The sequence below is a fragment of the Streptomyces camponoticapitis genome (genome assembly GCF_014646115.1).
GTDB classification, from domain to species: domain Bacteria; phylum Actinomycetota; class Actinomycetes; order Streptomycetales; family Streptomycetaceae; genus Streptomyces; species Streptomyces camponoticapitis.
Genome location: NZ_BMMV01000018.1, coordinates 152,138 through 172,589, shown reverse-complemented (window position 1 = coordinate 172,589; position 20,452 = coordinate 152,138). Strand labels below are relative to the sequence as shown.

General features: G+C 71.5%; 19 protein-coding genes and 2 pseudogenes. 8 read left to right on the top strand and 13 right to left on the bottom strand.

Annotated elements, in window-relative coordinates; genetic code table 11:
- Positions 1–4: 4 nt before the first annotated feature.
- Positions 5–925 (bottom strand): phosphotransferase enzyme family protein, encoded by a 921-nt coding sequence (locus IEY79_RS25375; protein ID WP_189109937.1) that lies wholly within the window; start codon positions 923–925, stop codon positions 5–7.
- A 214-nt stretch (positions 926–1,139) separates the two neighbouring features.
- On the opposite strand from IEY79_RS25375, the pseudogene IEY79_RS25370 reads away from it, so the two are divergent.
- From IEY79_RS25370 to IEY79_RS25360, 3 genes and pseudogenes are all read left to right on the top strand, one after another.
- Positions 1,140–1,262, top strand: a pseudogene (locus IEY79_RS25370) (EamA family transporter); the annotation flags it as partial.
- Between the two features lie 262 nt (positions 1,263–1,524).
- The gene (locus IEY79_RS25365) at positions 1,525–2,184 is read left to right on the top strand and encodes an MSMEG_1061 family FMN-dependent PPOX-type flavoprotein (RefSeq protein ID WP_189109898.1); all 660 of its coding nucleotides are present in this window, start codon (positions 1,525–1,527) and stop codon (positions 2,182–2,184) included.
- Positions 2,185–2,303: 119 nt separating this feature from the next.
- Positions 2,304–2,714 (top strand): ankyrin repeat domain-containing protein, encoded by a 411-nt coding sequence (locus IEY79_RS25360; RefSeq protein WP_189109897.1) that lies wholly within the window; start codon positions 2,304–2,306, stop codon positions 2,712–2,714.
- 15 nt (positions 2,715–2,729) lie between these two features.
- On the opposite strand, the gene IEY79_RS25355 is transcribed toward IEY79_RS25360, so the two are convergent.
- The 3 genes from IEY79_RS25355 to IEY79_RS25345 all read right to left on the bottom strand — a co-directional run bounded on the left by IEY79_RS25355 (position 2,730) and on the right by IEY79_RS25345 (position 4,751).
- Complete coding sequence (locus IEY79_RS25355) at positions 2,730–3,680, bottom strand: SDR family NAD(P)-dependent oxidoreductase (protein ID WP_189109896.1); 951 nt, start codon at positions 3,678–3,680, stop codon at positions 2,730–2,732.
- Positions 3,681–3,816: 136 nt separating this feature from the next.
- Complete coding sequence (locus IEY79_RS25350) at positions 3,817–4,533, bottom strand: YqeB family protein (RefSeq protein ID WP_189109895.1); 717 nt, start codon at positions 4,531–4,533, stop codon at positions 3,817–3,819.
- Positions 4,530–4,751 (bottom strand): hypothetical protein, encoded by a 222-nt coding sequence (locus tag IEY79_RS25345; protein WP_189109894.1) that lies wholly within the window; start codon positions 4,749–4,751, stop codon positions 4,530–4,532. Before IEY79_RS25345 ends, IEY79_RS25350 begins: the two co-directional genes overlap by 4 nt.
- A 191-nt stretch (positions 4,752–4,942) precedes the next feature.
- Here IEY79_RS25345 and IEY79_RS25340 point away from each other — a divergent pair, with 191 nt between their 5' ends.
- The 3 genes from IEY79_RS25340 (at position 4,943) to IEY79_RS25330 (ending at position 9,829) form a co-directional block, all read left to right on the top strand.
- Complete coding sequence (locus tag IEY79_RS25340) at positions 4,943–5,995, top strand: aldo/keto reductase (protein WP_189109893.1); 1,053 nt, start codon at positions 4,943–4,945, stop codon at positions 5,993–5,995.
- Positions 5,996–6,327: 332 nt separating this feature from the next.
- Positions 6,328–8,097, top strand: coding sequence for a lyase family protein (locus IEY79_RS25335; RefSeq protein WP_268240604.1), 1,770 nt, complete (start codon positions 6,328–6,330; stop codon positions 8,095–8,097).
- Between the two features lie 151 nt (positions 8,098–8,248).
- Positions 8,249–9,829 carry an MFS transporter gene (locus IEY79_RS25330; RefSeq protein WP_189109892.1) on the top strand — a complete coding sequence of 527 codons (1,581 nt, stop codon included), beginning with the start codon at positions 8,249–8,251 and terminating at the stop codon, positions 9,827–9,829.
- A gap of 4 nt (positions 9,830–9,833) precedes the next feature.
- Here the strand turns inward: IEY79_RS25330 and IEY79_RS25325 are convergent, their stop codons facing one another.
- From IEY79_RS25325 to IEY79_RS25305, 5 genes are all read right to left on the bottom strand, one after another.
- On the bottom strand, positions 9,834–10,796 hold the full coding sequence (locus IEY79_RS25325) for a phosphotransferase family protein (protein WP_189109891.1): 963 nt from the start codon (positions 10,794–10,796) through the stop codon (positions 9,834–9,836).
- A 45-nt stretch (positions 10,797–10,841) separates the two neighbouring features.
- Positions 10,842–11,651 (bottom strand): alpha/beta fold hydrolase, encoded by an 810-nt coding sequence (locus tag IEY79_RS25320; protein WP_189109890.1) that lies wholly within the window; start codon positions 11,649–11,651, stop codon positions 10,842–10,844.
- Positions 11,652–11,729: 78 nt separating this feature from the next.
- The gene (locus tag IEY79_RS25315) at positions 11,730–12,515 is read right to left on the bottom strand and encodes an SDR family NAD(P)-dependent oxidoreductase (RefSeq protein WP_189109889.1); all 786 of its coding nucleotides are present in this window, start codon (positions 12,513–12,515) and stop codon (positions 11,730–11,732) included.
- Between the two features lie 7 nt (positions 12,516–12,522).
- Entirely contained in the window at positions 12,523–13,725 is a 1,203-nt protein-coding gene (locus tag IEY79_RS25310; protein ID WP_189109888.1) for a serine hydrolase domain-containing protein, read from the bottom strand.
- 93 nt (positions 13,726–13,818) lie between these two features.
- Positions 13,819–14,577: an energy-coupling factor ABC transporter ATP-binding protein gene (locus IEY79_RS25305; protein WP_189109887.1), complete on the bottom strand. Its 759-nt coding sequence runs from the start codon at positions 14,575–14,577 to the stop codon at positions 13,819–13,821.
- 11 nt (positions 14,578–14,588) lie between these two features.
- Between IEY79_RS25305 and IEY79_RS25300 the strand changes: the two are divergent.
- A pseudogene (locus tag IEY79_RS25300) lies at positions 14,589–14,691 on the top strand (helix-turn-helix domain-containing protein); the annotation flags it as partial.
- Here IEY79_RS25300 and cbiQ read toward each other — a convergent pair.
- Positions 14,681–15,445, bottom strand: a complete 765-nt coding sequence (gene cbiQ, locus IEY79_RS25295) for a cobalt ECF transporter T component CbiQ (RefSeq protein ID WP_189109886.1) — start codon at positions 15,443–15,445, stop codon at positions 14,681–14,683. The pseudogene IEY79_RS25300 and the gene cbiQ sit on opposite strands and share 11 nt — an antisense overlap.
- 1 nt (position 15,446) lies before the next feature.
- On the bottom strand, positions 15,447–16,559 hold the full coding sequence (locus tag IEY79_RS25290; RefSeq protein WP_189109885.1) for an energy-coupling factor ABC transporter permease: 1,113 nt from the start codon (positions 16,557–16,559) through the stop codon (positions 15,447–15,449).
- 242 nt (positions 16,560–16,801) lie between these two features.
- On the opposite strand from IEY79_RS25290, the gene IEY79_RS25285 reads away from it, so the two are divergent.
- Positions 16,802–17,215 carry an SsgA family sporulation/cell division regulator gene (locus IEY79_RS25285; RefSeq protein WP_189109884.1) on the top strand — a complete coding sequence of 138 codons (414 nt, stop codon included), beginning with the start codon at positions 16,802–16,804 and terminating at the stop codon, positions 17,213–17,215.
- A 61-nt stretch (positions 17,216–17,276) separates the two neighbouring features.
- Here IEY79_RS25285 and IEY79_RS25280 read toward each other — a convergent pair whose 3' ends face one another.
- Together IEY79_RS25280 and IEY79_RS25275 are read right to left on the bottom strand one after the other, a co-directional pair.
- Positions 17,277–19,535, bottom strand: coding sequence for an MMPL family transporter (locus IEY79_RS25280; protein WP_189109883.1), 2,259 nt, complete (start codon positions 19,533–19,535; stop codon positions 17,277–17,279).
- Positions 19,536–19,721: 186 nt separating this feature from the next.
- Entirely contained in the window at positions 19,722–20,294 is a 573-nt protein-coding gene (locus IEY79_RS25275; protein WP_189109882.1) for a TetR/AcrR family transcriptional regulator, read from the bottom strand.
- Positions 20,295–20,452 lie beyond the last annotated feature (158 nt).

Below are 20,452 nucleotides of genomic sequence, written 5' to 3'. Positions count from 1 at the left end.
GGGATCAGCCCGGGTTCCAGTCGCGCGGAGCGTCCTCGTCGCGGAGCGAGGCGATACGACGCGTGTACTCCGCTGCTGTCTCATCGCTTTCAGAGACGTTCTGCATCAGCCACGTCGTCATGTTGAACTCCTGCAATGACCGCAAGGTGGGGAACCCCGCCCACGAGCGGAGATCCCGGCCATACGCACCGACGAACGCGCCGTACTCCTGTGGCGTCTGCCAGCCCAAGCTGTGGTGCTCCGTGGCCGTGACCATCAGGTCCCACTCAGGGTGGTCGTAACTGAACCTCTCCAGGTCGATCAGGATCACCCGGTCAGTGCGGTCCACCATGAGGTTCTGTACGTGGGCGTCTCCGTGCACGGGCCCCTTCCGCGACTCGAAGCGCAACTCCCCGACCCGGCCGCGGAGTTCTCGCGCGCGTTTGCGCAGGAACGCGCGGTCGTCCTCCGGTATCTCGGTCGCCGCGTTGATGCGTCGGTCTGTCCGGTCCAGCACCGGGTATGGGGGGAGGCTCAAGGAGGCGGGCAGGGTGAGCGAGTGGAGGTCGCGGAGGATGGCTCCCAGCTCGCCGTACGTCGGCTTTCGGTCGCTCTCCTCGATCAGGTGCCAGAAGGTCACCGGGTGACCATCGATGATCACGGGTTGCTCCAGATCATCCAGAACCCGTGTCGCCGGGAAGTCCTCACCGGCCAGCCAGCGGGACACGGCGACCTCACCCCGGGCGGATTCCAGATACTCGATCGACCGAGCGATCCGGACCACCACCGGGTGCGCCTCCGGGCGGAACAGAGCGTTCTCACCCAGGCGGATCAGACGGGCCCCATCACCATCGAGCCCCGCTTGCCTGCATGCCTCAGCCGCCACCCGCGTAGCGACCGCCGAGGTAAAGCCCTCTCCCGCGCTCCGCTCAGCACCAGACGGCATGCCCCTACCAACTCCCTCAGATACCCCGACCTGCCATGCGGACCACCAATTACGGCGGTCGGCAGCAGCTACCAGGGCGACCGTACCCACGGGCGGGGAAGACAGGCGAGACCACGGTGTGACGTTCAGCCGTACACAGGGAGAATCGGCCCGAGCGGATCGCCTGCGGTTAGAGCCCTGACCAGGGAACTTATTACGGCGTTAGCAAGAGTTGACGTCGATCATCGTGGGGGCGGCGATAGGCGCGCTGTTCTTCAAGGAACGTTTCGGCACACCGCGAATCGCGGCGGCCGGGCTGATGGTGGTCGGCATCGGCCTGATGCTGCACACGAGTTGAGATCCCCGGCAGCATCAGCGCCGACGAGCACCCGCGGGGTGCCGTCACGCACCGCCGGGGTGTCTTGTCTCGACAGTCAACGAGCGTCTTTGAACGGGTGGCAGCGTTCACAAGGGGGTTCGTGCGCACACCGGGGATCCCGCCGTTCGGGCCGGGGGGCGGCCGAGGTGAAGCCCTCTCCCGCGCTCCGCTCAGCACCAGACGGCATGCACCTACCAACTCCCTCAGATACCGCCGACCTCGGCCGATTAGGGTCGGAGGCATGACGACACCTCTTGCCATCAGCGCTTTCGACGCGCTCCGCGTCGACGCCGTGCCCGACCAGGAGGCGCTGCGCCGGGCCTACGAACTTCCCAGCGACGCGGCCGTGCGCAAGCAGATGACCGAACTTACCGAGCAGACCCGGCGGTTGATCGGCTGCTCGTCGCTGGTCCTGGTCGCCAGCGCGGACGCCGAGGGCAACTGTGACGTTTCCCCGCGCGGCGGCCCCGCCGGGTTCGTCGCCGTCCTGGACACACGGACGGTGGCGATACCGGACGCGACCGGCAACAAGCGTCTGGACACACTGCAGAACGTCATCGCCACCGGACGGGCCGGGCTGCTGTTCCTCATCCCGGGGCGCACCACGACGCTCAGGGTGAACGGCCGGGCCTGCGTCTCCACCCGCCCGGAGCTGCTGTCGCAGCTGACCGCCGTGGGCAAGCCGCCGGCCAGTGCGCTGGTGGTGGGGATCGAGGAGGTCTACCCGCACTGCCCCAAGTCGCTTCTGCGCAGCGGGGCCTGGAAGCCGGAGCAGTGGCTGTCGGCGGACGCCCAGCCGACCTCGGCCGAGGTGACGCTGGCCCAACTGCGGATGCCGGAGCTGACGATCGCTGATATCGAGCAGGCGGAGGCGGATTCGCTGAAGTACCGCTACGAATAACGGACCGACAGCCGCCGGTCCACCAGCCCGGACCCCGCGAATCGCGGCGGCCGTGCTGATGGTGGTCGGCATCGGCCTGATGCTGCGCACGAGTTGAGGAAGACAGCGGGAGGATCCCGATGAACAACAGGCGGCGGAAGAAGCTGGCCTGGCGGTTGGTGTGGGCGGCGAGGCTAGGAGACACCGCGGAGGTGCGGGCGCTGCTGCGGGTCGGGGCGCCGGCGCAGGCGTACGACTCCGAGGGGTCGACTCCCCTGTACGCGGCGTCCGTGCACGGCGACGCCGTCGCCGTACGCCTGCTGCTCGCGGCGGGCGCGCTGCCCGACAGCGAGAGCGGGGACGGCTCGGAGGGCACGCCGCTGTGCGGGGCCGCGTGCTGGGGGCACGCCGGCGCCGTACGCGAACTGCTCGGGTACGGCGCCGATCCGCGCCTGCGCGAGGACGGCGGCAGCGGGCGCTCGCCGCTGGAATGGGCGCGGACCGGGCCGTATCCGGAGACGGTGCGGCTGCTGGAGGAGGCGGGCGCCTGAACCCGTGCGGGCCCGTCAGCCCCGCCCCGCGGCGGCGAGCATGTCGAGCGACACCTGCCAGAGCCGCTCGGCCGCCACCGGGTCCTGGGCGTGCGCGGCGACGCCGCCGGAGTCGCCCTCCCGGTGGGGACGCGCCTCGTTGCAGTCCTCGAAGTACCGGCCCCCGACGCCTTCCAGCCCCGGCCAGGTCGCCACCAGCACGGAGGTGGCCGCGCCCTGCTGGGGTGTCTTGAACGTGTAGCCGGAGGCCACCGCCTTGTCGAGCTCGTCCTGGCTCATGTGGCGCGTCAGGTTCGTCAGGACCGCGCCCGGGTGGACGGCGTTGGCGGTGATGCCGTCGCCCGCCCAGCGGCGGCTCGCCTCGATCGCGAAGAGCACGGTGGCCGTCTTGGACTGGCCGTACGCGAGGACGGTGTCGAAGGGGCCGTTACGGAAGTTGATGTCGTCGAAGGTCATCCCCTGCCGCAGATGCCCCACCGACGTGAGCGCGACGATCCGGGCCCGGTCCGCGTCGGCGAGCGACTGGTGCAGGCCGGTGGCGAGCGCGAAGTGGCCGAGGTGGTTCGTGGCGAACTGGAGCTCCCACCCCTCCGGCGTCCGCAGCTCGGGCGTGTACATCACACCGGCGTTGTTGATCAGCATGTGCAGCGGCCCGTCCCACGCGGCGACGAACTCCGCGACGGATCCCTGGTCGGCGAGGTCGAGCCGCGCGACGGACAGGTGCCTGCTGCCGGTGGTGCCGGTGATGTCCTGGGCGATGCGCTCGCCCGCGTCGATGTCGCGTACGGCCAGGGTGACGTCGGCGCCCGCGCCGGCGAGGGCGCGGGCGGTCTCGATGCCGATGCCGGAGGAGGCGCCGGTCACGACGGCGCGGCGGCCGGTGAGGTCGATTCCGGCGACGACCTCGGCGGCGGAGGACTCGGCGTCGAAGGGGGTGGTGATGCGCCTGGTGGAGTCGGTGGTCATGGGGCGGCCTGCCTCTCTCGGGTCTCTGTGGGGGGCATCGCCGAAACCAATCAGTACATTTCGGCCACACACCTGAAGCCAACCACTGGACAGGGGACGATCGGCGGAGGCGGAGAAGCCCGTTTCCACCGGTGGGTCAGGAACCAGCCGGGGGCGGTGCGGGCAGCCGCCAGTACTGGCGTTTCCTCTCGTCGCGGATCGCCAGGCCCAGGCCGTTCAACTCGTCGCGCAGTGCCCGCACGTCCTCCGCCGTGCCCGTCTTCCCCATCGCGTGCGCGCGGGCGCTCAACAGGGCGTTCGCGCCGACCGGGAGGCCCGGTGTGTCCGGGACCCAGAGATGGAAGTCGGCCCGGTGCGGGTCCTCGGACGTCCAGTTCCAGCCGTGGGCGGTGAAGGCGGCGGCCAGCTCCGCGCGCCCGAGGTCGCAGGGCTCGCGGGCCGTCTCCTCGCTGTGGTGGCCGAGGAGTACAAGGAACTTGCCGTCCGGATGGACAGCGCCGGTGTCGGCGCGGCGCAGCTCGCGGGACTCGCCGCGGATCGTGAGCGCCACGTGGGTGTCCGACACCCGTACGGTCAGCGACTCGTGCAGCGCGATGAACCCCACCAGCACCCCCAGCACCGTGCCCACCGTCAGGCCGAGGACGGTGAGCCATGGCTCGGGAATGGCGTTCACCAGCTTCGCCGGGCCCTTCATCGGGGCCCAGCGCAGCGTCACCAGCCAGTTGGCGAGGAGTTTGACCAGCCAGCCGGCCACCGCCCCGGCCACGGCGAACGCCGGGACGAGCCAGGCCGGTTGGGACAGGACGGTGGCCTCGGCCGGCTCCGACGGCCTCGGTCCTTTGCCCGGATTCATGGTCGGACGGCCATGTGCTTCTTGGCGGCGCCGGACAGAAATCCCACCGCGATCCCGAGCAGTGTCATGACGGCGTAGCCCGGCACCTCGTACCCGTCGGGAACGACGAAACGGGAGAAGCCGAAGAACGTCGGCATCCAGTCGATCCACTGGTGGAGCAGCCCGGTGACGCCCGACGCGACCAGCACGAAACTGACGAACCCCAGAATTGCCTTCATGTGCCGAGGCTAGAAAACGGAGGCCGGCGCGGGCATCGGCCGAAGGGATCCCCGGGGGTGACCAAAGTATCGGCCCGGCGTCCGTCGCCCGGATCCGCCGGCCCCCGGCTGCTTGCCTTCGACCGCACTCGAAGTCCTACAGTGCGGTCGCGTACGCCCCGACAGGGGGCTGACCAGCGAGGGAGCAGCACATGCGTTACCGCACGCTCGGCGGCACCGGTATCGAGGTGAGCGTCCACTGCCTCGGCACGATGATGTTCGGTTCGGTCGGCAACGGCGATCACGACGACAGCGTCCGGATCATCCACTCGGCCCTCGACCGGGGCGTCAACTTCCTCGACACGGCGGACATGTACTCCGGCGGTGAGTCGGAGGAGATCGTCGGCAAGGCGCTCAAGGGCCGCCGGGACGACGTCGTACTCGCGACCAAGGTGCACTTCCCGATGGGCGAGGGCCGCAACCGCGGCGGCAACTCGCGCCGCTGGATCGTCAAGGAGGTGGAGGAGAGCCTGAAGCGGCTGGGCACCGAGTGGATCGACCTCTACCAGATCCATCGGCCCGACCACACGACGGACATCGAGGAGACCCTCTCCGCGCTGACCGATCTGGTGGCACAGGGCAAGATCCGCGCCTTCGGCTGCTCGACGTTCCCCGCCGAGGAGATCGTCGAGTCGCATGTGGTGGCCGAGCGCCGCGCGCTCCACCGGTTCCGTACCGAGCAGCCGCCGTACTCGATACTCGCGCGCGGGATCGAGACATCGGTGCTGCCGGTCTGCCAGAGGTACGGGATGGGCGTGCTGACGTGGAGTCCGCTCGCCTCCGGCTTCCTCACCGGCAAGTACCGCAAGGGCGGGGCCATCGACCTGACCACGGGCCGCGCCGCGCTGGCCCCGGCCCGGTTCGACCCCACGTCCCCGGTGACCGTCGCCAAGCTGGAGGTCGTCGAGCGACTGACCGTGCTGGCGGAGAGCATCGGCCGCTCACTGCCGGAGCTGGCGGTCGCCTTCACCGTCGCGCATCCGGCCGTGACGTCGGTGATCATCGGCCCGCGCACGATGGAGCAGCTGGACGGTCTGCTGGCGGGCGCCTCGCTCACCCTGGACGACGCGACGCTCGACCGCATCGACGAGATCGTCGCGCCGGGGACGAACGTCTACCACCCGGACGGCGCCTGGACGGCGCCCGTGCTGGCCGACGCCTCCCTCCGCCGGCGGCCGGTCGCCGACCGCGCGGCGGCGGCGTAAGCCTCGCGGGAGCGGCGTAAGCCTCGCGGCGGCCTCGTACGGCGGGCACGGCGAGCGCGGCGAGCGCGGCGGGCACGGCGAGCGCGGCGGGCACGGCGAGCGCGGCGGGCACGGCGGCGGTGCCGATGGCGTACGACTCCGCGCACCGCACCGACTTGGCCGGCGGCCCCACGCCGTCCCACACGGTCGCCCCCTCCCCCGGCCGCGCGCCGATCCGCCGCTCGCCTCGCCGGACGCGGACCGGCGGGGGACCCTGAGGGCGAAGGCCGGGACCACACCCGGCGCGTACCGCTTCGACATCAGGCTCCAGGGCGACGAGGAGACGGTGTTCCGTGACTTCCGCCGACCACCCGGATCACGCCGACCGCACCGGTGACGCCGGGCTGCTCTCGCCCGGCCGGGCGGGATCCGCCGCCGAGGCGGCGACCGGCGACGCCTCCTTCCTGCGCGCGATGCTGGACGCCGAGGCGGCGCTGGCCCGCGCGCAGGCGGCGGTCGGGCTCACTCCGACGGCGGCGGCCGAGGTCATCACCTCAACCGCGGGGGCGGAGCTGTTCGACGTACGGGACGTGGCGCTGCGGGCGCGCGCCGGGGGCAACCCGGTGATCCCCCTGGTCGCCGATCTGACGGCGGCGGTGGACAAGGAGGACACCAGGGCGGGCGGCGGCACCGACGCGGCGCAGTACGTCCACCGGGGCGCGACCAGCCAGGACATCGTGGACACGGCGATGATGCTGGTCGCCACCCGTACGGTGCCGCTGATCCTGGCGGATCTGGACCGTGCGGCGGAGGCGCTCGCCGTCCTGGCCACGGCCCACCGCACGACTCCGATGGCGGGACGCACCCTCACGCAGCACGCGGTCCCCACGACGTTCGGGCTGAAGGCGGCGGGCTGGCTCTCGTCGGTACGGGACGCCCGCGCCCGGTTGGCGGCCGTCCGGCTGCCGGTCCAACTGGGCGGCGCGGCAGGGACGCTGGCGGCCTTCACCTCGGGGGACGACGCGGTGGACGGCCGCCCCGGGAGGACCTCCACCGCAGCGTCCTCCGAACCCGTCTACGACCTGACCGGTGCGCTCGACGCCACGGTGGACACCCCGCCCGAGCCGTTGCCGGACTATCAGAGCGGCCCCGACCCGAGGTTCGAGCCCGACCCCGAGGAGGAACCGGGGGCCGGCCCCGGTCCCGACGAGCCGGTCTACGACCTGGCGGGCGCGGCACCCGCCACGTCCAACCACGTCGCTCCCGAGGACGCGCCCCCGGGAGCGGGCCAGGCGGCGGAGACGGACGGGGGCGGCGCGGCCGGGAGCGACACCGGCGTACGGCTCCTCGCCGCGTACGCCGACCAGCTCCCCCTCGCCGAGCCGACGCTGCCGTGGCACACCCTGCGTACCCCCGTCGCGGATCTCGGCGCGGCGCTCGCCTTCGCGGCGGGGGCGCTCGGGAAGGTGGCCGCCGACGTGCTCGTGCTGTCCCGGACGGAGATCGGGGAGGTCGCCGAGGCGCGCGGCGGCGGCTCGTCCGCGATGCCGCACAAGCGGAACCCGGTGCGGGCCACCCTGATCGCCGCCGCCGCGCGGCAGGCCCCCGGGCTCGCCTCCGTACTGCTGGGGGCCCTCGTCGCCGAGGACGAACGACCCGCGGGCCCCTGGCACGCCGAGTGGCAGCCGCTGCGTGAGCTGCTGCGGCTGACAGGCGGAGCCGCCCACGACGCGGCCGAACTCGTCCAGGGCCTGCGGATCTTCCCCGACCGGATGCGGGCCAACCTCGGGCTCACCCAGGGACTGCTGGTCAGCGAACGGCTCTTGACGGCCCTGATCCCGGCCGTCGGCCGGACCCGCGCGAAGGAAGTGGTGGGCGCCGCCGCGCGCCTCGCGTCACGTGCCGGTATCCCGCTCGCCCAGGCGCTGACGGAGACCGACCCGGCGATCTCCGAGCTGATCGGCGAGGCACGGCTGCGCTCCCTCACCGACCCGGCCGGCTACACGGGCTCGGCCCCGGCCCTCGTGGACCGCGCGCTCGCCGAACACGCCGCCGCCGGGCGCGCGCTCGCCGAGGCCGCCCTCGAACGCGCCCCGGACGGCCCTTCGGAGGACCCTCGGTGACCGACAGGACCGGTGCCCCGGCGGGGGCCGTCCCGGGGCGGTGCCGCGGTCGAGTCGCGGGACCGTTTCGTCCCACTTAGAGTCGGATCCGGATGAACGGTGGCGTTCCCTGTCCGAGGGCGCGCATCACCCCGTTCACCACCCCCCACCTATGACTGATTCACAGCCCACCCCGCCGAACACACCGCCGAACACACCGTCGAACACGACGAAGACCGCCACCGCTCCCGACGGGGAGGGCGGCCACGGCATCGCGCTGGCCATCATCGCTTCCTGCCAGCTGATGGTGGTTCTCGACATCACCATCGTGAACATCGCGCTCCCCCACATCCAGAGCGCGCTCGGCTTCTCGACGCAGAACCTGTCGTGGGTGGTCAACGCGTACACCCTCACCTTCGGCGGTCTGCTGCTGCTCGGCGGGCGTCTCGGCGACATCCTGGGGCGGCGCCGGGTCTTCATGTTCGGCGTGGCGCTCTTCGCCTTCGCCTCGCTGCTCTGCGGTCTGGCACAGGACTCCTGGCAGCTGCTGGCCGCCCGCGCCCTCCAGGGCGTCGGCGGCGCCATCGCGTCCCCGACCGCGCTGTCGCTGATCACCACCACCTTCCGCGAAGGGCCCGCGCGCAACAGGGCGTTCGGCGTGTTCGCGGCCGTCTCCGCGGGCGGCAGCGCGATCGGGCTGCTGCTCGGCGGCATCCTGGTGGAGTGGCTCGACTGGCGGTGGATCTTCTTCGTCAACGCGCCGATCGGGCTCTTGATCATCTTCCTGACTCCCCGCTTCATCAGGGAGTCCGAGCCGCGCCCGGGAAGTTTCGACATCGTCGGCGCGCTCACCGCGACCCTGGGCATGGTGGGGCTGGTCTACGGCTTCATCCGGGCGTCCGAGGACGGCTGGACCGACACCCTGACACTCGGGTCCTTCGCCGCGGCCGTGGTGCTCCTGTTCCTCTTCATCGTCATCGAGCGCCGCTCGCGGCAGCCGATCACACCGCTGTGGATGTTCCGCGACCGCAACCGCGCGGGCGTCTACGGGATGATGCTGAGTCTGTCCGCCGCGCTGTTCGGCATGTTCTTCTTCCTCACGCTCTTCACGCAGGAGGTCCTCGACTTCAGCCCGCTCCGGACCGGCCTCGCCTTCCTCCCGGTGAGCGTGGTCATCGCGATCGGCTCCGGGGTCGCCTCGCAGTTGCTGCCGCGCTGGGGTCCGAAACCGTTCATGGTGACCGGCGCGATCCTGGCCACCGCCGGCCTCGCGTGGCTCACGCTGACGAACGTGCACAGCACCTACGCGGGCAGCCTGCTGGGCCCGGTGCTGGTCTTCGGCCTCGGCATGGGCTTCCAGTTCGTGTCGCTGACCCTGATGGCGGTCTCGGGCGTCGACCCGAAGGAGGCCGGCGCCGCCTCCGGCATCCTCAACGCGACGCAGCAGGTGGGCGGTTCGCTGGGGCTGTCCATCCTGGTGACGGTGTTCGGCACGGCCACCAGGGACGAGGGGAAGACCCAGGCCCGCGACTTCATGGAGCACGCGACCCCGGCCCAGAAACAGACGTTCCAGAGGACGCATTCGCTGCCGAAGCCGTGGAGTGACGAGGTACTGGCCGCGGGTGTGTCGAACGCGTTCATCGTGGCCGCGGTGATGGCCGGCGTCTCGGCCGTGATCGCGCTGTTCGTGATCCAGGTCCGGGCGTCGGACCTCGAACGTCTCCAGGGCGGCATGCCCCCGCCGGGCGCCTGATCCCCTAGGCCGTCGTGGAGATCACTCCCAGGGCGAGGATCAGCGCGGGCCCGGCGGTCCTGCGGGTCACCGCCGTCCGCGCGGGAGGGTGACCGCGCGGCACGGCCTCGACCAGCATGATCAGGTAGAGGTAGCAGCGGTAGAGCGCCATGCGCAGCCGCGCGGCCGTGTCGAAGCCGGTGTCACCGCCGCCCGCGCGGTAGCCGTCGAGCAGCGCCGCGTCGTCCTCGGGCTCACCGAAGAGATTGAGCGACACGAACTCCGCCAACGGATCGCCCCAGAACATCCGTTCACCGTCGACGATCCCCCCGATCGTCCGCTGCCCGTCTTCTTCCGCCAGCAGGATGTTGCCCTGCCACAGATCGAAGTGCACGAGCGCGGGCACCCGGACCTCGTCCAGGGCGGGTACCGCGCCCCGTACCAACTCCCGTACGCGCTCCACGGACACCGGCAGCTTCGCCCCGAACCGCTCGGCATCCGCCAGCACTGCCTCCAGCATCGCGGTGAACGCCTCGCGCCAGCTGTCGGCGGTGGCCACGGCCTCGGACGGATACCCGAAGCGCGTACCGGTGACGGTGTGCAACCCGGCGACATACGAGCCGAGTTCACGCCGCAGCCGCTGATGCTCCGCCTCCCCCAGCCGATCCACCAGACCGGCCCACGGCTCCCCCGGAACCTCCGACACCAGCAACGAGCCCGCCGCCCGGTGCACCACCTCGGGCACGGGCACGCCACGGGCCGCCCCGTAGAACTCGCCCTCGTTGACGAGCAGTCGCCGCTCGTACGTCAGGCACGGCGTCCCGGTCTCCGGCGGCAGCTTCAGAATCAGCCGCCGACCACCGTCCAGCCGCACGCGGTAGAGACTGTTGTACGTCCCCCCGCCCAGCGCCTCGCAGCCGCCGGCCGCCCCGCCCACCCCGGCGTCGTCGAGGATGGCGGCGAGCCGGGACTCGGTCAGCTCGGACATACGGGGAATCCCCTCGACGGCAGGGCCACGGCGTGGCTGAGGGCCTCAGCCTACGAGTACCTTCCGCAGCACCTCCGCGAACTCCCCCGGCGCCTCGATGAACCCGCCGTGGCCGCCCGGGAATTCGGCCGGCCGCGAGCCGAGCCGGCCGGCCAGCTCCACGGAGGTGCGGAAGGTGACCAGCGGACCGGAGGTCGCGCCGACGCCGATCACGACCCGGGCGGGGCCGGCCTTCAGTGCGCCCATGTCCGGCAGGTAGCCCGCGGTGCGACGCATTTCGTGGCCGAGGAAGCGGGCCATGTCCGCGAGGTCCTGGGCGGAGGGCTCGCCGGGCGGCCCGGCGGGAGCGCCTTCCTCGCCGCTGTCCATGCCGGTGGTGGCCATGAACTTGGCGAACGCCGGGCCGACGCCCTCCCGGTGGAACGTCTCGACGATGTCGTCCATCGCCGCGCGCAGCGCCGCCGCGTCGGGCAGCAACTCCAGCACCGGCGGCTCGTGCGCGACGAGGGTCCGCACCCGTGCCGGGTGGCGCGCCACCAGGGCGAGCCCGGTCACCGCGCCCCCGCTGCTGCCGAACACATCCGCCGTTCCGGCACCGAGGTCGTCCAGGATCGCCGCGATGTCGTCGGCGCGCAGCCCGGGTGTGGAGTCCTGCTCGGGGTCGTCCAGCGTGCTGGCGGAGATGCCCCTCGGGTCGTGCGTGACGACGGTGTACTCCGCCGCCAGCGCGTCGGCCAGCGGTGCGAAGTGCGCCGCGCTCATCGGGGCGCCCGTGAGCACCAGTACGGGGCCCGAGCCACGTGCTTCGTAGTACAGGTGCGCGCCGGGGACATCGAGGGTGCGGGTGGTGACCATGGTGGGTTCGTCCTTGTGTGAGAAGCGGCTGCGATGACGTACAGCTGACGTGCATACGACCCTGCCGAGCGGTGGAACTCATCGCTCTCCGGACACCGGTGGCCCCGCCAGCGCCTGCCGCAGCGCCACGTTCGCCGACAGGATCCCGCCGTCCACCGGCAGCGTCACTCCCGTGATCCACCCCGCGTCCGACGATGCCAGGAACGCCACCGCAGACGCGACGTCGTCCGGCCGCCCCACCCGGCCCACGGGGTAGTGCGGGGCCGCGCGTTCCAGGTTGGCCTCGCGGCCCTTCCAGCCGTCCGTGTGGATCGTGCCGGGGGCGACGAGGTTGACGCGGACCCCGCGCGGCGCCGCGTGGCCGGCCAGGGTGCGGGTCAGGCTCGCGAGGCCCGCCTTCGCGGCGCTGTAGGCGTGGTTGCCGAAGTCCTGCTCGCCGTTGACCGAGCCGATGCTCACGATCGCGCCGCGCCCCGAAGCCGCCAGGTGCGGCATGGCCGCCCGCGCGCAGCGGAAGGCGCCGGTCAGGGTCAGGTCGAGGTCGCGGGCCCAGTGTTCGTCCGGTTCGTCCTCGAAGAGCGGCACGTCCGGCGTGCAGGAGTACGCGTTGTTGACCAGGACGTCCAGCGAGCCGAAGCGCTCGACGGCGTACGCCACCGCCGCATCGACGGACGCGCGGTCGCCCACGTCGCACACGTACGGCACCGCGCCCTCGATCAACTCCGCGGCTCGCGCGGCCCGTTCACCGTCCACGTCCGTGATCAGCACCCGCGCGCCCTCGGCGGCCAGCCGCCGGGCGATCGCCTCGCCGATGCCCTGCCCGGCTCCCGTGATCAGTGCGCCGTGATCCTCGAATCGCCTCATGTGCCGATCATGAGGCCGACCTGACGGCTCGCACCAGGGCCTGTGCCCGGGGATCCGCCGTCACTCCCTTGCGCATGCCGTTGGTGACGTAGCCGAAGGCGATGCCGGACTCGGGGTCGGCGAAGCCGAGCGAGCCGCCGCGCCCCGGATGTCCGAAGGAGCCGGGCCCCAGCAGCGGCGCGCCCGAACCGTGCAGCATGAATCCCAGCCCGAAGCGCGTGCCGACAACCAGTACCCGGTCGGGGCCCGCCGACTCCTCGGTACGGGCCAGGGTCAGTGTGGCGGGCGCGAACAGCCGCTCCCCGCCCCGGTTGCCGCGCCCGGGAGCGTCCACCGGGCCGATCATCGCCGCGTACACGCGGGCCAGGGCACGCGCGGTGGAGATCCCGCCGCTCGCGGGCATCTCGGCGGCGCGGTACGCGGCGCTGTTCTCGTCCGGCGGCGGATCGATGGCGCCGAACGCCCGCCGGGTGAGCGATTCGGGATCCTTGTACGCCTCGGTGACCGAGCGCTTGGCGCGCAGCCGCAGTTCACCCCCGACCGCCGCCGGCTCCTCGATCCTGCCTATCCGGCCCACCCGGTGGGCCTCCTCGGCGGGCAGTCCTATCCAGAAGTCGAGGCCGAGCGGGCGGGCGATCTCGTCGGCGATCCAGCGGCCGACGGAACGGCCGGTGACCCGCCTCACCAGCTCGGAGACGAGCCAGCCGTAGGTGTGCGCGTGATAGCCGTGGTCGGTGCCCGGCTCCCACACCGGCCGCTGCGCGGCGAGCGCGTGCGCGCCCGACTCGCCGTCGAGCGCCTCGGCGGTGCCGAGCGGCCGGTCGAGCACGGGCACGCCCGCGCGGTGCGACAACAGATGCCGTACGAGGACCCGTTCCTTGCCGGCCGCCTTGAACTCGGGCCAGTACGTGCCCACCGGCGCGTCCAGGTCGATCCGGCCGCGCTGGTGCAGCAGAAGCGGTACGGCGGCGGCGACGCCCTTCGTCGCGGAGCGGACGATCTGCGCGGTGTCGACGGCCCACGGCTCCGAGCCGTCGAAGTCGCGTGTGCCGGCCCACAGGTCGACGACCTTGTGCCCGTCGCGGTAGACGGCGACAGCCGCGCCGCGCTCACCGCGTTCCTGGAAGTTCCGTACAAAGGCGTCCTTGACGGGTTCGAAGCCCGCGGCCACCGTGCCCTGGACGTCAGCGACGCCTACCATCCCGCTCATGCCTCCATGGTGCACGCATCGCGACGCCGACCGGGCCACGGGCCCCTGGAGGGTGTCTTTCCCGATCTTGCCGGGCTGATCGGAAAGACACCCCTACCGCGACGCAACCGACGTGGGGTCGAAACCGAACGGCAACTCCAGCCGGTGCGCACCCATCAGCTCCGCGTCGCCGAGCAGCTTTCGGGTCGGCCCGTCGGCCGCGATCACGCCCTCGCTGAGGATGACGGCGCGCGGGCACAGTTCCAGCGCGTACGGCAGGTCGTGCGTGACCATCAGGACGGTGACGTCCAACGCCCGCAGGATGTCCGCGAGTTCCCGGCGCGACGCCGGGTCCAGGTTGGACGAGGGCTCGTCGAGTACGAGAATCTCCGGCTCCATCGCCAGAACCGTGGCGACGGCGACCCTGCGGCGCTGCCCGAACGACAGATGGTGCGGCGGCCGGTCCGCGTACTCGGCCATGCCGACCTGGGTGAGCGCGGCGACGACCCTGGCCTCCAGCTCCGCGCCGCGCAGCCCGGACGTCGCGGGCCCGAAGGCCACGTCCTCGCGCACGGTGGGCATGAAGAGCTGGTCGTCGGGGTCCTGGAAGACGATGCCGACCCGGCGGCGTATCTCGGCGAGGTTCCGCTTCGCGACGGGCAGCCCGGCGACGGTGACGGACCCGGCGCCCGCCGTGTGGATGCCGTTGAGATGCAGGACGAGCGTGGTCTTGCCCGCGCCGTTGGGCCCGAGCAGCGCGACCCGCTCGCCGCGCCCGACGGTCAGGTCGACGCCGAAGAGGGCCTGGTGGCCGTCGGGGTACGCGTACGCGAGCCCGCGCACTTCGAGGGAGGGCGGCGGTTGGGTGTTCATCGGACTCCTCCGTGGATTACCCAGGCGTACACGCACGGGGACCTGGTCCGAACGATGCGCAGGCGGCTGAGCTGTCGCGCACGTTCGGGTGCGTGCGCAAGGTCTACAACAGGGTCCAGCCAAGCAGACAGACCGCGAGCGCCGAGAGGGGGAGGGCGGCGGCGGAGGTCCACTGGGCGCGGGAGGCCGTCATCTCGTCGATGACGGGCATCGTGCCCGTGTAGCCGCGGCTCATCATCGCCAGATGCACCCGCTCCCCGCGCTCGTAGGAGCGGATGAACAGCGCGCCGGCGGATTTGCCGAGCACACCCCAGTGCCGTACGCCACGCGCCTCGAAGCCGCGTGAGCGGCGGGCGATCGACATCCGCCGCAGCTCGTCGGTGATCACGTCGCCGTAGCGGATCATGAACGACGCGATCTGGACGAGCATCGGCGGGAGTTTGAGCCGTTGCAGCCCGAGCAGCAGCGCGCGCAGTTCGGTCGTGGAGGCGAGGAGTACGGAGGCGGCGACCCCCAGCGTGCCCTTGGCCAGTACGTTCCAGGCGCCCCACAGACCGGGGACGCTCAGCGACAGCCCGAGGAACTGGACCTGGTCGCCGGGGACCACGAACGGCATGAGGACGGCGAAGGCCACGAACGGGACCTCGATCAGCATCCGGCGCAGCAGAAACCCGGCCGGGACGCGGGCGAGCGCCGCGACGCCGGCGAGCAGCACCGCGTACAGACCGAAGGCCCATACGGCCTCACGCGGGGTGGAGACCACGACGAGCACGAAGCACAGGACGGCGGCGAGCTTGCAGTGCGGCGGCAGCGCGTGGACCGGCGAGTGGCCGTGCCGGTAGAGCTTGTGGGCGTGGCCCGCTCCCATGTCAGGCCTGCTCGGCGGAGGCGGACGCGGACGCGGAGGGCCCGGAGGAGCCGGGCGCGTTCGTCGTACGGCGGCGGTGCACCACGTAGAAGATCCCGCTTCCCACGACGACCGTCGCGCCGACGCCGATCATGCCCGCGAGGCCGCCCGAGAGCCGGGCGTTGGAGATGTCCTTGACGCCGTAGTCGGCGAGGGGCGAGTCGGCGGCGGCATGCTCCTCGACCTCCTTGTCGATGCCCTTGTCGGCGGCGACCTTCTCCAGCCCGTCGGGGTTGGCGGAGGCGTAGAAGGAGACGACCCCGGCAAGCAGGAGGGCCGTGCCGAGCCCGGCCGCCAGCAGCCCGCGGGGCGAGCGCGCGGCGACCGGGACGGCGGGCCCGGCGGCGGGTGCGGGCGCGTCCACCAGCTCACCGTCCACCCGCAGCTTGAGCGGCGCGGCCAGCCCGCGCGCACCGTGGACCAGGTCCGGCCGTACGGCGATGACCGCCCCGACCGTCAGCGCGGTGATCGCGGCCTCGCCGATGCCGATGAGTACATGCACGCCGACCATCGCGGTGAGCACCTTGCCGATCGGGATGTCCGTGGTGCCGCCGATCGCGTAGAGAAGGGTGAAGGCCGCGGCGGCGGCCGGCACGGAGACCAGCGCGGCGACGAACGCGGACACGGTCACCGAACGCCGCTTGCGCGGCAGGACGCGGAGCAGGCCCCGGAAGATCCCGTACGAGACGATCACCGTGACGACGCCCATGACCGTGATGTTCACGCCGAGCGCGGTGAGCCCGCCGTCGGCGAAGAGGATTCCCTGCATCAGCAGGACGACGGCGATACACAGGACACCGGTGTAGGGGCCGACGAGTATCGCCGCGAGCGCCCCGCCGAGCAGATGCCCGCTGGTGCCCGCCGCGACCGGGAAGTTCAGCATCTGCACGGCGAAGATGAAGGCGGCGACAAGGCCCGCGAGGGGCGCGGTGCGCTCGGCGCCATGGCCTTCGGCGAGCGGCCCGGAGCCCAGTTCACGGCGGGCGCCGCGCAGGCTGGCCGCCACCGCCCCGGCCGCGACGACGCCGGCGGCGGCGGACACGGGCAGGTTGATCATTCCGTCGGGGACATGCATGGGCGGGCTCCGCTTCCGGGCAGGCTGGCTCGATGAACCGCTCGAAGTGAACCGTTCGAATAGATAGTCCTCTCTTGCGAACGAGTTGCAAGAGCGCGGGGCATGCGAACCGGTGTACGGACCCCGAACGGCGCGGAAAGTTTGAGATTTCCTGGACACTCGGCGTTAAATATAGGACAAAAGGTATGTTGTGATGTAAGACACCACGCACCGCGTCGAGAACGCCGCAGAGGAGCGAAGCGATGTCACCCGTCGTCGAGCAGCCTGCCAAGGTCCGCATCATCACGGACGCCCCTCACCACGGGCGCCTGACGGTCACCCTCCGCTACGACAGCGCCGATCCCCTCACCGTCCGCGTCGCGTTCCCCGCCGAGGTGTCGCGCGACGACACCGAAGTGGTGTGGTCCTTCGCCCGCCGGCTGCTCGAATCGGGCCTGCGCACTCCCTCCGAGGACGGCGACGTACGTGTCTGGCCCTGCGGCCGGGCACAGACGATGCTCGAATTCCACTCACCGGAAGGCGTGGCACTGACCCAGTTCGACACGTCCCTGCTGCGCCGCTTCCTCCGGCTGACCTACCAGACGGTCCCGGTCGGCGAGGACCGGTACCCGCTGCGCGCGAAGCGCGGTCTCGACCGGCTGCTGCACCAGAGCTGACACGCGTGAGCCGTGCGCCGGACGGGCGCGCGAGGCCCGTCCGGCGCACGGCTCTCCTGCGTCAGACCCGCACCAGCTCCTTCTCAGGGCCATGAGCGGAGTCCGGTCCCGGGCCCGCGCCGGACGGGTCCTTCTCCAGCATCTTCCGCAGTTGCTCGCCCTCCACGTCCACGTTCGGCAGCAGCCGGTCGAGCCAGCGCGGCAGCCACCACGCCTTGTTGCCGAGCAGCGCGAGCACCGCGGGCACGATGGCCATGCGCACCACGAACGCGTCGAAGAAGACCGCGATCGCCAGCGAGAAGCCGATCATCTTGACCATGGACTCGCTGGAGCCGATGAAGCCCGCGAAGACCGCCATCATGATCACCGCGGCCGCGGTGACGACCCGCGCCCCGTGCCGGAAGCCGGTGGTGATCGCCTGGCCGGGCCGCTCCCCGTGGACGTACGCCTCACGCATCCGCGTGACCAGGAAGACCTCGTAGTCCATCGCGAGACCGAAGACCACACCGACCATGAAGATCGGCATCATCGACATGACGGGACCGGTCTGCTCCACGCCGAACAGGCCGGAGAGCCAGCCCCACTGGAAGACCGCGACCACCGCGCCGAGCGCGGCGACGACCGACAGCAGGAAGCCGAGCGCCGCCTTCAGCGGCACCAGGACCGAGCGGAAGACGAGCATCAGCAGCAGGAACGCCAGACCCACGACGAGCGCGAGATACGGCAGGAGCGCGTCGTTCATCTTCTCGGAGAAGTCGGTGTTCATCGCGGTGGCTCCGGTGACCAGCACCTTCGCCTCGCTGTCGGAGGCGATCTCCCCGCCCGCCTCGCGGATGGTGTGGACGAGATTCTCCGTCTCCACCGACGAGGGACGGTCCTTCGGGACGACCGTGATCGTCGCCGTGTCGCCGGCCTTGTTGTAGCTGGCCGGGGTGACGGCGGCGACGCCCTTCAGTTCCTCCACCGCGTCGGTGACCTGCGCGGCGGTCTGCTTGGCGTTGTTGTCGCCCTTGCCGTCGACGACGACCATCAGCGGGCCGTTGAAGCCGGGGCCGAAACCGTCCGACAGGAGGTCGTACGCCTTGCGCTGCGTGGTGCTCGTCGGCTGTGAGCCGTCGTCGGGCAGACCCATCTCCAGCTGGGTCGCCGGGACGGCGATGATGCCGAGGCCGACGACTCCGGCGAGGAGTACGGCGACGGGACGGCGCAGTACGAAACGGGCCCAGCGGGTACCCATGTTGGGCTTGCCCTCGGCCGCCCTGCCGTCGGCCGAGACCGCCTGCTCCCGGGCCATCCTCGCGCGCAGCTTCTTGCCGTGGACACGCCTTCCCGCGAATCCCAGCATGGCCGGGACGAGCGTGAGCGCGACAAGGACGGCGATGACGACCGTTCCGGCCGCCGCGACACCCATCTTGGTGAGCATCGGGATGTTGACGACGGCGAGCCCGACGAGCGCGATGACGACGGTGAGTCCCGCGAAGACCACGGCCGATCCGGCCGTCCCCGCGGCCCGTCCGGCGGCTTCCTCGGGTTCACGCCCCTCGGCCAGCTCGGCCCGGTAGCGGGAGACGATGAACAGGGCGTAGTCGATGCCGACGGCGAGGCCGATCATCATCGCGAGGATGCTGGTGGTGGAGCCGAGATCCATCACGCTCGCCAGCGCGGTGATGCTCGACACGCCGATTCCGACGCCGATGAGCGCGGTGAGCAGCGGCAGCCCCGCCGCGATCAGCGAACCGAAGGTGATGACGAGCACGATCGCCGCCACGGCGATACCGATGATCTCGGTGGCCCCGGTCTCCGGCGCCGCCTGGAGCGCGTCACCGCCGATCTCGACGGTGAGGCCCGCCTCCCGCGCCTCGGCCCCCGTCTCCTCCAGCGCGGTACGTGTCTCCTCGGTCAGCTCCATCGAGCTGACCTTGTAGGTGACCGAGACGTACGCCGTCGAGCCGTCCCGTGAGACGGCCTTCGCCGTGTACGGGTCGGCGACCCGGGCGATCTGGTCCGAGCCCGCAGGCAGCTCGTCGACGATCTTCTCGACCTCGGCCTTGTGCACGGCCGATGTCATCTTCTCGCCCTCGGGCGCCTTGAAGACGACCCGGGCGGTGGCCCCGTCGGCGCTGCCGCCGGGGAAGCGCTCTTCCAGCAGGTCGAAGGCCTTCTGGGCCTCCGTCCCAGGGATGGAGAAGGAACTCGATGTCGCGGTGGACGCGGACGCCGCGCCGACGCCGGCGAGTGCCAGCAGCGCCACCCATACGAGGGCGACGAGATTTCGGCGTCGGAAGGCGAACCGTCCGAGTCGGTAAAGAAACGTGGCCACGAGGCGTACTCCCGGTCTGGGGGTGGATCAAGGGCATGGGGAGCCGACCGACGGCGCGAGAGCGACACGCGTCAGGTGCTGGTGCCGTGACGGGCGGAAATCGCCGTGCTGGCACCGGGTACTGCTGGGGAGGCCCCGGAGGTGGGCGAGCGGCCCAGGGAGCGAAGCTGCGAGCTGCGGGGAGGGTCAGACGCCGAGGGCGGGGAGAAGCACGGCGTCGAGATAGTCGCGGAGGAAGGCCTGGTCGACCGACCGGTCCTCGACGAGCTGCCGGGCGACGAAGGCGCCGACCAGCATGTGTGTGACGTATTTCAGCGCGGGTTGGTCCTCGCTGATCTCGCCCCGGTCCACGGCACGGCGGAGGAAGACGCCGAGTCCGTTGAGTTCGGGCTCGATGAGCAGGTCACGCAGCGCCTGGTGGAGATCGGGGTTGTTGTGGACGGCATGGGCCAGGCCCCGCATCAGCGCGGAGTCCCGTTCCATCTGGCAGTCGTCGGCCATCGCGACCATGGCGTGGAAGTCCCCGCGCAGCGAGCCGGTGTCGATCTGTGCGACATCGGCCGGCTTGTTGTGGCGCAGGGCGCGTGCGACGAGCTCCGGCTTGCTCCCCCACTGGCGGTAGAGGGTGGCCTTGCTGGAGTGGGTGCGGGCGGCGACGGCGTCCATGGTGAGGGCGTCGTAGCCGACCTCGCGCAGCAGGTCGAGCGTGGCTCCGTACAACTCTCCCTCGCGCTCCGGCGTGAGTCTGGTGCGGGCCATGTCCGACCTCCCGTCAGGGTCTCGAAGCTGAACGAAACGATTTCGTACAGTACGAAGATAACCTCACCGTCATCGAAACGGCAACGTTTCGCTTGTGGGCTCCACCACATCCGGCGACGCCCCGCAGGACCGGCCGGGCTCCCGGCCGACCGCCCGGC